Raw genomic sequence first — 13,880 nt, forward strand, 5'->3', positions numbered from 1 at the left:
GCCGGTTTAGGAGTTGCTAGGGCAGTAGCTGCCGATCGCAGTTGCTTTCGGTGATGGGCCGGCCGCCGGAACTCCCAGGGGCACAGGCACTTGATCACCGATATTCCACGCTTGACCGTCATCGGTGATGCCCCTCACTCCGTTGAACGACACAAGTCCAGGTGGCGTCGGCACCACGGTGAGCTCAGATAGGGAGCGCGTCGTTGCTGCCCAGTCGGGTACGACGTATGCGCCACCGAAGTCTGCCGTGAGACCAATTTGCCCGGTGCGGTCGTCGTACCCGATGTCAGTGAAGTGCTGATCTTCTCCGAACTCAGCAATCAGATTTTCGTTGGCAGGGACGGCCTCGAGGGCCCAAGCCGAGCCCTGCGGCGAGGTTCCTGGGGCATCCAAGATGACACCGTCGCTGTAGAGCTGACCGGCGTCATCCAGAGCGTACGTTCCGTTCGCTGCGAAGACCATTGTGGTGTACGGGCCTTCGTCGACAACCGACCATCTGTAGCCATCCCAGTAGATGTATCGCCCCTGATCGTCGAGGGCCTTCACCGCGCCGCCGTCGGGAACTGCGGTCATAGCTGATGCTTGCACAATGGGAGATGCCCACGGCGCCGACTCTGCCGGCATCATTTCGTATTCGCCCCAAGTTTTGACGGTGTTGGACGTTGTGACCGCGGCCGCAGCACCGTTGAGGATAGACACATCTACAAACTCCCCGGCGAGCGGTGTTGGCATGAAGGACGATGGGGTAGTGCCCCATTCGACATCCCAGACACCGTCTGATTCGCGGCCCATTACTCCAGAACCTCCTCCCCAGGTATAGAGCCGCTTGTCACTGCCAAGAGCCAAGATGGTGGCCTTTGTGCTGCCCGCTTCAGTCCGAGTGGCAGCGAACTTCGACACCCGCACACCGCCCGGAAGTGGTGCTGCTGGTACGGGGGCCACCGCTTCGCAGAAAAAGACGCCGTCTGCGTAGGGAGAGACAACCGAGCCGTTACCGACTCCCGAAATGCGTCCAGATTTAGTCAAGAAGAAGTTCTCGGAAAGAGCTACATATCGGTCCTGAGAGATGGAGATACGAGCGTCGATGTTCTTGCCACAGATCAAGTCTCCACCAAGCGATCCGTCCTCTTGCCTGAAAATGATGGGCTTTTTCAGCGGACCTGCGACCAGACAGATGAGGCCAACGGCGTCACGGGTAAGGAGTGTGCTCCAGGTAGGGGAGTTGTTCCACCGAACGTAGGCCTCGTGGTTAGGCATACTCGCCTGAAAGCCGGTCATTGTGACGACGCCTGACCGGGTCAGTTCAATGTCAATGTCGTAGTAGATCGCTCCAAACCTCTCTGCGCTTGGGCAGAAGGGATCGTTGGCAATGTGCTTAACGGAAAATGATCTATACCAGTCGAGTATCTGCGAATCGGCGACTCGACTCGTAATCTCAATTTTTCCGGTGCTTGCGTGTCGAGTTGCAGCAACACGGTCGTTATCGTTGATGTAGATAGCGTTCGTGTAGCCAGTTTGTTTGGATGCAGCGGCGGTATTGGTATCCCAGTCTGCTTTGAGGTTGACCATCGTTCGGTAGTCTGCGGGGCCGTCTGCGGCTGGCTGGCGAAACCCGCGTGCATCGCCACGGAAGGTCAGGCCGGTAGGCGAGGCGCCTTTTAAGAAGCCTCGTGGCTGAGCCGAAATCATGCAGGCGGTGACGATCGCACGGTCGATATCGCTGGCCTCCTCGGAGTGTGTCGACGTCCAGGGAATGAAAGTCCGGTAATTGAACTCTGTTGAATGGACCTCTGCAGCCGTGAGTGCAGGTGACGACTCGAGGGCCCGCATTCCTCGTTCTTGGGGATTACTGTCCGGCTTTGGAAAGGCGAGTGTGGTGGCCGAAATCACGGACGACCGAACGGAGTCCGGAACAGCAACAGGATCGACTGGCTCAGGATCTGGCGCAGTCGGAGAGGGGCTGGCGGTAGGAAGGTCACCGCTTTCGTTGCCCGAGCCTTCTGCTGGGTCCGATTCAGACGCAGGCTCGGCATAGGCGTTGAGGTCTGCAACAACGGGCACCTGATCGGGCTGCGGGGATACGGATTCGAGATTGAGTGAGTACGAGGTATCGGGATTGAGCGATTCGAAGGTTACGTTTGGTTCTTCGCTATCGATAGTCAATGTCTCATCAAGGGTGGCGCGGAATGAAGTTGCGTCCTCGGGAGCTAGCCATGCTGTCGTAAGCGTAGAGGGCGTCGCAGCGACGACGACGATGGGAACAACGGCTAGGTCAACTGTTTCTTCTAGGACCAGGCTTTCCTGAGCAGCGAAAGGAAGGGTACTTCCGACAGGAACATCTTCCGCGTCATCGGCGTCGCTTGGGTCCAGAGTGACGCCTGCGGTGTCGCCTTTGACTTCGTCACCGTAATAAATGGTGACGTTGAAGGGAGTTCCTGCCTCGTTCGTCCCGGATAGAACATGGGCCCCTTGGCCGGTGTCAACATCACTGTCGATAGTCAAGGGATGTCCGTTGACATCCTTGAATGAATCGAGATTGTCCCAGTCGATGACGATAGCTGTGTCAGCTTGCGCACCGGACGCTGGTTGCACAGCGATTAGAAGCGATCCTGCTAGAGCCACGGTAGCCGCTACGGCTACGAGACCTCGTGTTCTTGTCGGCACAAATTCCCCCTTAGTAATTGCATGGAAGTTACTGGCAATTAGAAAGAGTCCTCTGCCCCCAAGAAGGGGGTCGACTGAACGGCGAGAGCTCACCGAAACCTAAAAAGCTTGGCAACAAGCGGTTACACAACTCATGCTGCAAGTTCGTAGGCACGAAGCCGCTCGACGCCATCGGGAGAATGGACAATGCGCCGAGCAGTGCGGTGGTCTCCGAGCCCGGAGGCGTCTCGGGGGTAAGCCGGCCAAACTTCCTCGCCTCCTCGAGAGTCGAGTGCTTGGAAGATGACTCGGGCTGTGGCGTGGGTTCCGCGTCGACGTCAGTGAGGCTCAGAGCGCATGAAGGCTTCCTCAGCCAGCCACCAGGTCCAGAGCTCGCGTTCGCGGGCATAGAGGGTGGCGAGGGTGCCGAAGACGTCGAAGGTTCGAGCTGCAGCGTCGCGAAGATCGCGGCGGTGAAGTCGCCACCCGCTATTGGTGGAGACGACGAGGCGGTGGGTCCGGAGACGGGAAAGGACTCGGATGATGCGGTGTCGGGGGACTCCGAGTCGGTCGGAGGCGTCATCGATAGTGACAGGGGCCTCGTGGCGCATGGTCGCGTAGACGCGGCCGGCAAGGTGTCCGAGGCCAAAACGGGTGAAGAGGTCGTGTCGGAGGTCGGCTAAATCGCTCTCGAATCGGCCCAGGAGGTCAGCGCGACGGTCGAAAAGGACGGCGGGGGGCGGGCGGGATAACTGCCCTCCTATTAGCGCCGATTCGTCCGGTCGCTCGTAACGAGGTCATGGGAGCTGAGCACGAAGTCCTCGACGAGGCGCTTGGTCACGCCTGGCCCCGCACCGACTGAGATCCAGTGGCTCTTGTCGAGGTATCTCCCCGGGGTGATCGATTCGTGGTCTCGGCGGAGTGCGTCCGCGTGGTGCGGGTCGGCCTTCACTGTGATGATCTGCAGGTCGGGATCGTTGTCCGCGACGATGAGGAACACCTTTTCCGGGGTCTTCCACACCTCGAGGTGCGGCGTGAACGGGTAACCACGACTGACGTGCTCCAACCTCGCGGCGGCGTCCCGGGCCGTCTCTTGAAGCTGCGTGCCCGACAGGGTCATCGCTTGTGCCGGCCAAACGTTGTCGGGTCCACGGGCCGCCGCGCGTGAGGTAGCCCCTCGACGACCAGCAGATAGGCCTCGGTGACCAGGTCGACCACGAGGTCAGCCGGAAGATCGCCTCCCGGGTTCAGCGTGACCCAGTGTTTCTTGTTCATGTGGTACCCGGGCGTGATGTCGTCATGCTGCTCCCGGAGCGCCTTCGCGTCCTCGGGTGCGGCTTTGAGGATGACGATGGGTTCCCCCGTGATCTCCGTTGTGAGCATGAACACTTTGCCCCGGACCTTGAACACGTCCCAGTCAGGACCGAACGGATGCTCGAGCCCTGCGCCGGGTAGCTCAGCAGCTCTGTCTCGGGCTTGCTGCCGCACGGTGTCGGCCTGCATATGTCCCCCACGATTGTTGATTCTAGAAAGTACCGAGTCGACTCCTATGACAAGAGTTGGTGTGCGATGGGTTGATCTCCGTTTTGATGCGCGGTCCGACCGGGAGCACGGAGCAGCTTGCTCCGTGCTCCCGGGGTCGTGGAACGGTGGACGTTGCTCAGGGGATGACGACGAGCTTGCCAAGCTCGCCCCCGAGGCGCAGACCTTGGCCGCCTGGCTCGACTCCGTCAACTACACCCCCGCGTCGTAATTACCCGGCCCGCCTCAAAGAGAGAAGACCAGTCATGAGAGCAGTCCAGTTCAACACCTACGGCACCCCCGACGTGCTCGAGGTCGTCACGATCCCTGAGCCTCACGCGGGCCGCGGCGAGATCGTCATCGACGTCGCCAGTGCAGGCATCAACCAGATCGACACCAAGATCCGATCCGGCTCCATAGCACCCACCCCCGATCTCGCAGCCCCGACAGGCGCCGGCGCCGACGCTGCCGGGACCGTCGTCGAGGTCGGCGACGGCGTCAAGGACGGCTAAGCATTATTCCTAGGAGGCACGGATGACGACGGATGCACCGACCGCAGCCGGAGACGGCGGGGCCGTCGACCCGGTCAGCTCACTGTTGCCGGGCGTCTCAAAGGCTCATCGCAAGCTCGCAGGTCGGCTCCTCGACGAGCTCGGGCTCTCCCCCGGGCAGGAACTGTTGCTGATGCTGCTGTGGGAGGAGTCCCCGCGAACGCAGGCGGACCTGATACGTCTCCTCATGGTCGAACCGCCGACCACGGCCAAGATGCTCGCCCGCCTCGAGAAGAGCGGCTTCGTCGCGCGCGAGCAATCCACGACCGACGGGCGTGTCGTACTCGTCCGGCCCACCCCTGCCGGCCGTGATCTGGAAGGGCCCGTGACCACGACACGGGCACAGCTCGAAGAACTGACCACTGCGGACCTGTCCAACGCTGAACGGGAGCAGCTCGGCAAGCTCTTGTCGCGGGTGGGAGAGACGCTGGTGAGCCGCCTGGCCTGACCACGGATCGCTGTTGGAAAGCCAGCGCGAATCAGCGGAGGCCAGGCCTGAGGTCGCCAGTCGACGATCCCCTCACGGGCGGCGATCACCGCTCCCATCGGCCTGGCTTCGGCTGCTCTGGGGTGCAGCGAACAGCACGAGCTCCTGCCCAAATAACGGACCCAGAGGAGGCGCGCTCGGCGAACTGCTGACCATCCGACTCAGGACCGCCTGAGGAGCACCCGACCTGCGAGCTTCCCAGAAACCCGGACCGGTTCAAAACCCCGTTTTGAACCGGTCGTCGTTTGCGAGCAGCTGATCCAGGCCCGCCGCGGCCAGACCCAGAACCAATCGCTTGCGGTCACCGACGATAGCTAAGCCACCGCAGGGCCTCCCTCCTCAGACTTAGCGTGGCTAACAGCGCTCGAGGCAATCTCAGAATCGATACATTCAGCAGGTGCAAAGACCGGCGAACCCTTGACTCTCCTAGGCGTTGCTCTCGCGTCGACTTCGAGCAGCGAAAGCGGACCTCTCACGATGACTTTCTGGGTGACGGCGGTTGGTTGGAGCGATAGTCGAGGTCATCGCCTCTCGCACTGCCGATCAATGGTTCCAACGTGTTCGTCGCCGACCCGTCCGACCCGGATGCCCCGTCGAACCTGGTCGAGAACGTCGCCGAGATCGACGGCCACCTGGCCGAAGCCCTGGCCGCCGGGCAGCCCGACTGGTTCGTGGCCGGGCTACGAGCGTTCCGGTACCCGATGCTGTGGGAGGCGGTGGTCACCCTGGTCGCGCCCGACGAGCCGGCGCCGTCCGACCAACCCGCATCCGTGGCCGAGCACCTCGCTCGGCACGTCAACCACGTCCTGGTCAACACCGCCGAGGGACGGAGCATCCGACCCGACGGCGGCACGCCCGTGCTGGACTCCCCCGTGACCGCCCGGCACGCGCAGCCCGGGGCGGTGCTCCTCGTCGACGGGATCGGGCGTGACGCCGCGCTGATCGACACCGATCCCGACGTGGTCGGCTGGGGCACCGAGGTCGACGGCTCGATCGTCCTCGTGGTGCTGCCGCGCGACCGGGTGCCGCTCGTCGACCTGCGGTTGACGTCCCTCGCGACCTGACCCGCGCCTCCGAGGCCGGGCATAGGGTCGAGGGGTGACTCCGACGACGCTGCCGCGCAGCACGCCCTCCGCCCAGAACGTCGACGCGGCGGGCATCGCCGCCTTCGTCGACGCCCTCGAGACCACCGCCGGCGTTGAGCCGCACAGCATCATGCTGCTGCGCCACGGGCAGGTCGTCGCCGAGGGCTGGTGGGCTCCGTACTCGGCCGACCGCGCCCACCTGCTCTACTCGCTGAGCAAGAGCTTCACGTCGTCGGCCGTCGGGTTCGCCGTGGCCGAGGGCCTGATGGGGCTCGACGACACCGTGCTCGGCCACTTCCCCGAACTCGACGACGAGGTCACCGACCCGCGCAGCCGCTCGATGCTCGTGCGCCACGTGCTCGCGATGGCCAGCGGGCACCGCGCCGAGACCCTCGACCGTGCGCTCGCCGTCGACCCGGTCGACGTCGTCCGGGGCTTCCTGCTCACGCCGCCCGACGACGAGCCCGGTACCGTCTTCGCCTACAACCAGCCCTGCACGTTCGCCGCCGGCGCGATCGTGCAGCGCGTCACGGGCCAGCCGCTGAGCGAGTACCTGCGACCACGCCTGCTCGACCCGCTCGGCATCGGCGAGGTCGGGTGGCAGCGCGACGCGTCCGGCCGCGAGCTCGGCTTCAGCGGACTGCACGCCACCACCCACGCGATCGCCGCCCTCGGCCAGCTCCACCTGCAGCAGGGCGAGTGGGACGGCGTGCAGCTGATGCCGCGCGAGTGGGTCGCCGAGGCCACGCGCTCGCACGTCTCGAACGCGGGCGAGTCGAACCCCGACTGGGCGCAGGGCTACGGCTTCCAGTTCTGGATGGCCCGCCACGGCTACCGCGGCGACGGCGCCTACGGGCAGTTCGCCGTCGTGTTGCCCGAGCACGACGTCGTGCTCGCCCTGACCGGCCAGTCGCTCGACATGCAGGCCGTGCTCGACGCGGCGTGGGCGCACCTGCTGCCCGCCTTCGGCACGGACGCGGCGCGCGTCGGCGACGCCCCGGCCGACGCCGCCCTGGCGTCCCGCCTCGCCGACCTGGCACTGCCCGGGGTCGCCGGTCCCACCGAGCACGACGCCGCACCCGTGCGGCCGGCGGACGAGGAGGCGCGGGACGGCGACCAGGACTCCCCCGGCACCGACCGGCTCGTGTCGTTCACCGCGGCCGACGGCAACGACCAGCCCGACCTCACCCTGGTCGACCTGCACGCCTCGGCCGACGCCGCGACGACGCTCACCCTCGTCGAGGGCGACTCCCGCCTCGTGGTCCGGGTCGAGGCCGAGGACTGGGTCGTCACCGACGGCTCGGTCGGCGCGGCCGGCTCAGGCGCCGGCTCCGCCGCGCCGGTCGCCGCGAGTGCCACCCGGTCGGCCGACCTGCTGCACGTCGACCTCGTCTTCCTCGAGACGCCGCACCGCCTGCACCTCACGCTCGACGAGGCGGACGGGACCTTCACGGCCTTGTGGGAGACCCAGCCGCTCCACGCACCCGCGCTGGCGCAGCTGCGCATGCCGCGCGACTGACGCGACCCGCGCCTCCGAGGCGCCGACCCGGCTGGGCCGGCGCAGGACTCAGCCGAGGACGCCGGTGTGCTCGAGCACGATGTTCACGCCGATGAGGATGAGGATCACGCCACCGGCGATCTCGGCCGGCTTGCCGAACCTCGCACCCACCCGGCGCCCGACGAGCACGCCGACGAAGGTCAGGACGGTGGTGGTCACACCGATCAGCAGGATCGCCCAGCCGATCGAGACCGGCAGGAACGCCAGGGTCACCCCGACCGCGAGGGCGTCGATGCTCGTGGCGATCGCGAGCACGGCGAGTTCGCGGAGGTTCAGCCGGTCGGTGTCCTTCTCGTCGTCCTCGCCCGACGAGAACGCCTCGTAGAGCATCTTGCCGCCGATCAGGGCGAGCAGTCCGAAGGCGACCCAGTGGTCGAACGGCGCGATGTACTGCGCGAACGTCGAGCCGAGCAGCCAGCCCAGCAGCGGCATCAACGCCTGGAACGCGCCGAACGTCACGGCGATGACGACGGCATGACGAGCGTTGAACCGCGTCATGTGCAGGCCCTTGCCGAGGGCGACGGCGAAGGCGTCGGCGGACACGCCCAGCGCGATGAGGAAGAGAGCCCAGAGCGACATGGGGGCAGCGCCTTTCGAGACGGTCGGGTGGAGACACCGCTGTCTCGGAACCTGACGATCCTGCCATGCCCGACGCGCCTCCTCGGCCGGAAAAGCCCTGATCAGAGGTATTCGGCGCGCCGAATCCGTGGTGTCGGCGAACCGTCGCGCGGGGCGTCGCGCGCCGAACGCCTTCCCCGGCCGACGGTCATGAGGCGCGGCGCGGATCAGGAGGCGCGGCGCGGCTCAGGCGGGGACGAGCACGTCGCGGGGCAGCACGGCGTGCACGCCCCAGGTGCGGTTGGCGACCTGGGTGACGCGCAGGTCGACGACCGTGCTGGCGAAGGCCAGCGCCGTGGCGGCGTCGAGCGAGTAGAGCTGACGCATCCACTCGACCATCGCGGCGAGCGCGTCGCCGCTGGCGACGTTGAGGTCGGCGTCGAAGCCGAAGGTGATGCGCGCCTCGGGGGTCTCGGCGTGGATCGTCGAGAGCGGGCGGTCCGTGGCGAGGCCGACCCGCGCCTCCGTCGTCATGCCGGTCTCGATCGCGGTGCCCCCGACCTCGCCGTCGCCCTGGGCCGCGTGCCCGTCGCCGAGGTAGAGCAGGGCGTCGTCGACCGCCACCGGCAGCCAGAGGGTCGTGCCCGCGACGAGGTCACGGCAGTCGATGTTGCCGCCCACGGAGGTGCGGGGCGGGATTGTCGAGTGCTCTCCGGCCTCGGCGGGGGCGAGTCCCATGACGCCGAGGAAGGGCGCGATCGGTCGACGCAGGCCCAGGCTCTCGGTGGCCGTGCCGGCGTCGCGGTCGATGCTCCAGAGCAGCCAGGCGGCCTCGGCGTCGACCAGGCCGAGGTGGCGGGTGATCGGGGTGTCGGCGGCCGCGGCGACCGTGAAGCCCCAGTCGTCGGGGGTGAGCGCGAGCAGGTCGAGCTGGAGCATGTCGCCCGGCCGTGCCCCGCGGACGGCGATCGGACCGGTCAGGGCGTGACCCCGCCGCGTCGGGAACAGGTACGGGGTGACCTCGCCGGGCACGGTCTGCGGCTCGAGGTGGCCCGAGGCGTCGAGCGAGCGCACGACGACCGTGTCACCGGGGTCGATCGTCAGCACGGGGGCGTGGTCGCGCGAGAAGACCTCGTGGGCGGTGTCGGTGCGGGGGTCGAGGCGGTGGGTCGTCATCGTCCGAGCGTAGGCCGCGACGCCGACACCGACGCCCCGCCGGACGTGCCGCGCCCAGGGGCCGTCGGTACGATGGAGCCCTGTTCCGCCCAGACCCCGCCCCACCTGCTCACAGAGAGACCGACGCCCCCATGGTCCTGTTCTTCCACGTCCTCATCATCGCCATCTCGGTCGTCGGCGCCGGCCTCATCTCGGCCGCTCTCGTGGGGCTCGCGACCTCGAAGTAGCGCGAACCCCCTCGGCGTCCCTCACCCGGACGGAGGTCGTCGACCATCCGGCACGAGGTGTTGTAGCCGACCCCCAAAGACCCGTTTGACGGTCGGACGCGTCGGCCTGCACGATGGCCGCATGTCCGCACTCGACGAACTCCGCGCCACGGCCCACCCGATCCGCCTGCGCCTCCTGTCGCTCCTGACCGGCGTCGCGATGAGCGCCGCCGAGGCCGGTCGCGAGCTCGGGCTGTCGCAGGCGACGGCGAGCTACCACCTGCGCGTGCTCGAGCGCGTGGGTCTCGTCGAGGTCGTCGAGGTGGTCAGTATCCGCGGCGGCGAGGCCAAGCGCTACCGGCACCTGTCGTCGGCGCAGCCGTTCCCCGTCGTCCCGCCCTCCGTCGACGGGACCGACGACGACACCGACGCCGAACGCGCCCGCTACGTCGACGCCCTGGCCGACGAGCTGCGTCGCCGCTCCCCGCGGCGGGCGGAAGGCCCCCAGATCTCGACCGACGCCGAGCTCTGGGTCGACCCCGAGACCTGGCAGCGGGTCGTACGCCACGTGGGTCACGCCTCGGCCCTCCTGCACGCGGCCGCGCAGCGCCCCCGGACGCCCGGCACGAACCCGGTGTCGATGACGGCCGCCCTGTTCCCGATGAGGCGACCGTGACCGGGGACGCAGGAGGCGCCTCCTGGGCCCCCCGGGCCCCTCACGACCGCCGGGGTCCCCTCGCCCACGGCCCGTTCCGCTGGCTGCTCGCGGCTCGGACGACGGGCGTGCTCGGCAACGCCGTCGCCCCGATCGCCCTCGCGTTCGCCGTGCTCGACCTGACCGGGTCGGCGGCCGACCTCGGCCTGGTCGTCGCGGCCCGGTCGATCGCCAACGTCGCGGTGCTGCTCGTCGGCGGCGTGATCGCCGACCGGCTGCGGCGAGACGTCGTGCTCGTCGGGACGTCGCTCGCCGCCGCCGGGACGCAGGCCGTCGTCGCCTCTCTCGTCATCACGGGGTCGGCGACGATCCCGCTGCTCGTCGTGCTGAGCGTGCTGAACGGGGCGGTCGCGGCCGTGAGTCTGCCCGCGGCGGCGGCCCTCGTGCCCGAGACGGTGCCCGACGTCCTGCTGCGGCCCGCCAACGCACTGCTGCGCCTCGGCCTCAACGGCGGCAGCGTCGTCGGGGCGTCGGCGGGGGCGGGGATCGTGGCGGTGGTCGGTCCGGGCTGGGGCCTCGGCGTTGACGCGGCGGGCTTCGCCCTCGCGGGCGTGCTGTACTCGCGGCTGCGGCTGCCCGTCCGGTCCGCCACCCCGCCGAGCGGCGGGGCGGACGCGGGCGCAGGCGCAGGGGCGGGCTCGGGGGCGGGCGCGGGCGCGGGGGCGGGCGCTGGCTCGGGCCCGGGCTCGGGCCCGGGCTCGGGCCCGGGCTCGGGCTCGGGCTCGGGCTCGTCGGTGATCGCCGACCTGCGCGAGGGGTGGCAGGAGTTCACCCGGCGCTCGTGGGTCTGGATCGTGGTGGCGCAGTTCGCGGTGCTGAACGCCGCGTTCGTGGGGGCCACGACGGTGTTGGGCCCCGTCGTGGCGGACGGGTCGTTCGGGCGGGCGGCCTGGGGGCTGGTCGTCGCGGCCCAGACGGTCGGCCTCGGCCTCGGAGCCGTCGTCGCCCTGCGCTGGCGGCCCCGGCACGGCCTCGCCGTGGGCGTGGGGCTGATGGCCGTCACGGCGGTGCCGGTGGCGACGCTCGGACTGGCTCCGGTGGTGCCCGCGCTGGTGGTGGCCTTCCTGTTGGGCGGCGTCGCCCTCGAGATCTTCGCCATCTCGTGGGACCAGTCGTTGCAGAGCCACGTGCCCCGCGCCTCCCTGGCCCGGGTCTACTCGTACGACATGGTCGGCTCGTTCGTGGCCGTGCCGCTCGGCGAGGTGTTCGCGGGGCCGGCGGCGCAGTACGTCGGCACGCGTCCGACGCTGCTCGTCTGCGCCGCGATCATCGTGGCGGCGACCCTCGCGGCCGTGTCGACGCCGGGCGTCCGCCGACTGACGACCGACGAGGTGCGCCCACGGGTCACCGAGCCCTGACGGTCGCCAACTCGTCCCAGTGGGTGGTGGCGCGGGGCGACACCATGTCGCGCTTCATCGACCACCCGCGACGGTGGCGGAGACCCGCGATGCCGAGCCCCAGGGTGTCCTCGCCGAACTTGCCGGCGATGCGGTCGATGACGGCGCCGTAGGCGGGCGGTGCCGCGTCGGCCTCGCCGAAGACGTCGAGGCTCGCGTGTTCGTCGCGCGGGGTGAGCTCCATCAGGGTGACGCCCGCCCGGACGTAGCGCTTGCCGGGTTCGAGCTGCGGCCCGAGGGCGGCGATGGCCGAGCGGTACAGCAGGGCGGCGTCGTCGGTGGGCTCGGGGAACGCCACCGACACCGAGTGGTTCGTGTGGGCGGCGCTGTCGGAGAACGGCGAGGTCGCGGTGAAGCAGCGCATCATGCGCGTCAACGACCCCTGCCCGCGCAACCGGGCCGCGGCTCGCTGCGTGTAGACCGACAGGACCTCTTCGAGCTCGGTGACGGTCGTGATGGGCACCGCGAACGACCGCGAGTGGTAGATCTGCTCACGGTCGGGCTGCACCTGCTCGATCGGCAGGCAGTCGACGCCTCGTAGCTCGTGGACCACCCGGGCCTGCACGACGCCGAAGCGCGTGCGGATGCGGGCCGCGTCGGCGTCGCGGAGGTCGGCCGCGGTGTGGATGCCGAGCGGCGCGAGCTTCTTCGCCGTGCGGCGACCGATGCCCCAGACGTCGCCGACGTCGACGCTCGCGAGGATGGCCGTCTGCTGCTCGGGGGCGTAGCTGCCCAGGTGGCAGACGCCGGCGAGGGCGGCGTTCTGTTTGGACCCCCGGTTGGCGAGTTTGGCCAGGGTCTTGGTCGGCGCGATGCCGATGCTGACGGGCAGCCCGATGAGCTTGCGCAGGGCGCGGCGGATCTCGCGGGCCTGGGCGATCGTGTCGTCGAGCGAACCGGTCAGCTCGATGAACGACTCGTCGATCGAGTACACCTCTTGGTCGCTGGTGTACCGACTCAGGATCTCGGCCGACCGCGCCGACATGTCGCCGTAGAGCTCGTAGTTGCTCGACACCGCGACCACTCCCTGCATCGCCGCGATCGGGGCGATGCTGTGCCACGGTGCCGCCATGTCGACGTTCAGCGCCTTCGCCTCTTGCGAACGGGCGATGACGCAGCCGTCGTTGTTCGACAGCACGACCACCGGCCGCCCCTCGAGGGCCGGGTTGAAGACGCGCTCGCACGACACGTAGAAGTTGTTGGCGTCGACGATGGCGACGCTGCGCTCGGACGCGGTCGACCTGGATGTCGTAGCGGACTCAGACACGGTGCAGGCACCTCGTCACGACGCCCCAGATCGTCGCCTCGTCGAGCTCGGACAGCACGATCTCGGGGTAGGCCGGGTTCTCGGGGCTGAGCACCATCCGCCCCTGCCGGTACGAGAGGCGCTTGACGGTGAGCTCGGCGTTGACGACCGCGACGACCACGTGGCCGTCGTGGGCGTCGAGCCCCCGGTCGACGACGAGCTCGTCACCGTCGAAGATGCCGGCGCCGGTCATGCTGTCGCCGCTGACCCGCACCAGGAACGTCGCGGTGGGGTCGCGCATCAGGTGCCGGTTGAGGTCGACCGGCCCGTTGTAGTAGCCCTGCGCCGGGGAGGGGAAACCGGCGTGGACGGCTTCGGCGGCCTGCTGCGGCAACAGGTGGTCGGGACGTTCGTCGCCCCCGACGGGGCCGATGACGGCGGTCACCGTGTGCCCTCGCACCCGGCACGGGGGTCGCCGAGGAGGCGCACGCCGGTTCGCACGGACGACTGCCGGTGATCTCTCATCACGCCTCCCACCGAGGACGCTACGTCAGACCACCGACACCGCGCTCCGCGCCGGGACGGCCGCCCCACCGCGACCGCCGACCCCGAGCGTGCCGCCCCACCGCGACCGCCGACCCCACGAGTGCCGCGCCACCGGCACGACGTCCCGCCCCGATTCCTTCGGCCACCCCGTCGCCCGACCGCCCATCCGCCGCGTGGTCGGCAACTCCTGC

14 protein-coding genes are annotated in these 13,880 nt (G+C 68.4%); 7 read left to right on the forward strand and 7 right to left on the reverse strand.

Annotation, left to right across the window (positions count from 1 at the left end):
• Positions 1 to 6: 6 nt before the first annotated feature.
• The gene (locus HQQ78_RS05835) at positions 7 to 2,592 is read right to left on the reverse strand and encodes a hypothetical protein (protein WP_173151516.1); all 2,586 of its coding nucleotides are present in this window, start codon (positions 2,590 to 2,592) and stop codon (positions 7 to 9) included.
• A gap of 347 nt (positions 2,593 to 2,939) precedes the next feature.
• Between HQQ78_RS05835 and HQQ78_RS05840 the strand changes: the two genes are divergently transcribed.
• On the forward strand, positions 2,940 to 3,326 hold the full coding sequence (locus HQQ78_RS05840) for a hypothetical protein (RefSeq protein WP_173151518.1): 387 nt from the start codon (positions 2,940 to 2,942) through the stop codon (positions 3,324 to 3,326).
• An 80-nt stretch (positions 3,327 to 3,406) separates the two neighbouring features.
• Here HQQ78_RS05840 and HQQ78_RS05845 read toward each other — a convergent pair whose 3' ends face one another.
• Entirely contained in the window at positions 3,407 to 3,763 is a 357-nt protein-coding gene (locus tag HQQ78_RS05845) for an MmcQ/YjbR family DNA-binding protein (protein ID WP_173151520.1), read from the reverse strand.
• A complete protein-coding gene (locus tag HQQ78_RS05850; protein ID WP_173151522.1) occupies positions 3,760 to 4,146 on the reverse strand; it encodes an MmcQ/YjbR family DNA-binding protein in 387 nt (128 codons plus the stop codon). The genes HQQ78_RS05845 and HQQ78_RS05850 overlap by 4 nt, the downstream gene beginning before the upstream one ends.
• A gap of 284 nt (positions 4,147 to 4,430) precedes the next feature.
• Between HQQ78_RS05850 and HQQ78_RS05855 the strand changes: the two genes are divergently transcribed.
• The 4 genes from HQQ78_RS05855 to HQQ78_RS05870 all read left to right on the forward strand — a co-directional run bounded on the left by HQQ78_RS05855 (position 4,431) and on the right by HQQ78_RS05870 (position 7,806).
• Positions 4,431 to 4,676 carry an alcohol dehydrogenase catalytic domain-containing protein gene (locus HQQ78_RS05855; RefSeq protein WP_173151524.1) on the forward strand — a complete coding sequence of 82 codons (246 nt, stop codon included), beginning with the start codon at positions 4,431 to 4,433 and terminating at the stop codon, positions 4,674 to 4,676.
• A gap of 22 nt (positions 4,677 to 4,698) precedes the next feature.
• Positions 4,699 to 5,163, forward strand: a complete 465-nt coding sequence (locus tag HQQ78_RS05860; protein ID WP_173151526.1) for a MarR family winged helix-turn-helix transcriptional regulator — start codon at positions 4,699 to 4,701, stop codon at positions 5,161 to 5,163.
• A 596-nt stretch (positions 5,164 to 5,759) separates the two neighbouring features.
• Entirely contained in the window at positions 5,760 to 6,266 is a 507-nt protein-coding gene (locus HQQ78_RS05865) for a hypothetical protein (protein ID WP_173151528.1), read from the forward strand.
• Between the two features lie 34 nt (positions 6,267 to 6,300).
• Positions 6,301 to 7,806, forward strand: a complete 1,506-nt coding sequence (locus HQQ78_RS05870; protein WP_173151530.1) for a serine hydrolase domain-containing protein — start codon at positions 6,301 to 6,303, stop codon at positions 7,804 to 7,806.
• 48 nt (positions 7,807 to 7,854) lie between these two features.
• Here the strand turns inward: HQQ78_RS05870 and HQQ78_RS05875 are convergent, their stop codons facing one another.
• On the reverse strand, positions 7,855 to 8,424 hold the full coding sequence (locus tag HQQ78_RS05875; RefSeq protein WP_173151532.1) for a manganese efflux pump MntP family protein: 570 nt from the start codon (positions 8,422 to 8,424) through the stop codon (positions 7,855 to 7,857).
• Positions 8,425 to 8,649: 225 nt separating this feature from the next.
• Positions 8,650 to 9,579 carry an acetamidase/formamidase family protein gene (locus tag HQQ78_RS05880; RefSeq protein ID WP_173151534.1) on the reverse strand — a complete coding sequence of 310 codons (930 nt, stop codon included), beginning with the start codon at positions 9,577 to 9,579 and terminating at the stop codon, positions 8,650 to 8,652.
• Between the two features lie 348 nt (positions 9,580 to 9,927).
• Here HQQ78_RS05880 and HQQ78_RS05885 point away from each other — a divergent pair, with 348 nt between their 5' ends.
• Entirely contained in the window at positions 9,928 to 10,461 is a 534-nt protein-coding gene (locus tag HQQ78_RS05885; RefSeq protein WP_173151536.1) for a transcriptional regulator, read from the forward strand.
• Positions 10,458 to 11,858 (forward strand): MFS transporter, encoded by a 1,401-nt coding sequence (locus tag HQQ78_RS05890; RefSeq protein ID WP_173151538.1) that lies wholly within the window; start codon positions 10,458 to 10,460, stop codon positions 11,856 to 11,858. Before HQQ78_RS05885 ends, HQQ78_RS05890 begins: the two co-directional genes overlap by 4 nt.
• Here HQQ78_RS05890 and HQQ78_RS05895 read toward each other — a convergent pair.
• Together HQQ78_RS05895 and HQQ78_RS05900 are read right to left on the reverse strand one after the other, a co-directional pair.
• Positions 11,845 to 13,164 (reverse strand): Y-family DNA polymerase, encoded by a 1,320-nt coding sequence (locus HQQ78_RS05895; protein ID WP_056046762.1) that lies wholly within the window; start codon positions 13,162 to 13,164, stop codon positions 11,845 to 11,847. The genes HQQ78_RS05890 and HQQ78_RS05895 overlap by 14 nt on opposite strands.
• A complete protein-coding gene (locus HQQ78_RS05900) occupies positions 13,157 to 13,588 on the reverse strand; it encodes a translesion error-prone DNA polymerase V autoproteolytic subunit (RefSeq protein ID WP_143048573.1) in 432 nt (143 codons plus the stop codon). Before HQQ78_RS05900 ends, HQQ78_RS05895 begins: the two co-directional genes overlap by 8 nt.
• Positions 13,589 to 13,880 lie beyond the last annotated feature (292 nt).

Source organism: Frigoribacterium sp. VKM Ac-2859 (assembly GCF_013204925.1).
Classification (GTDB): Bacteria; Actinomycetota; Actinomycetes; order Actinomycetales; family Microbacteriaceae; genus Frigoribacterium.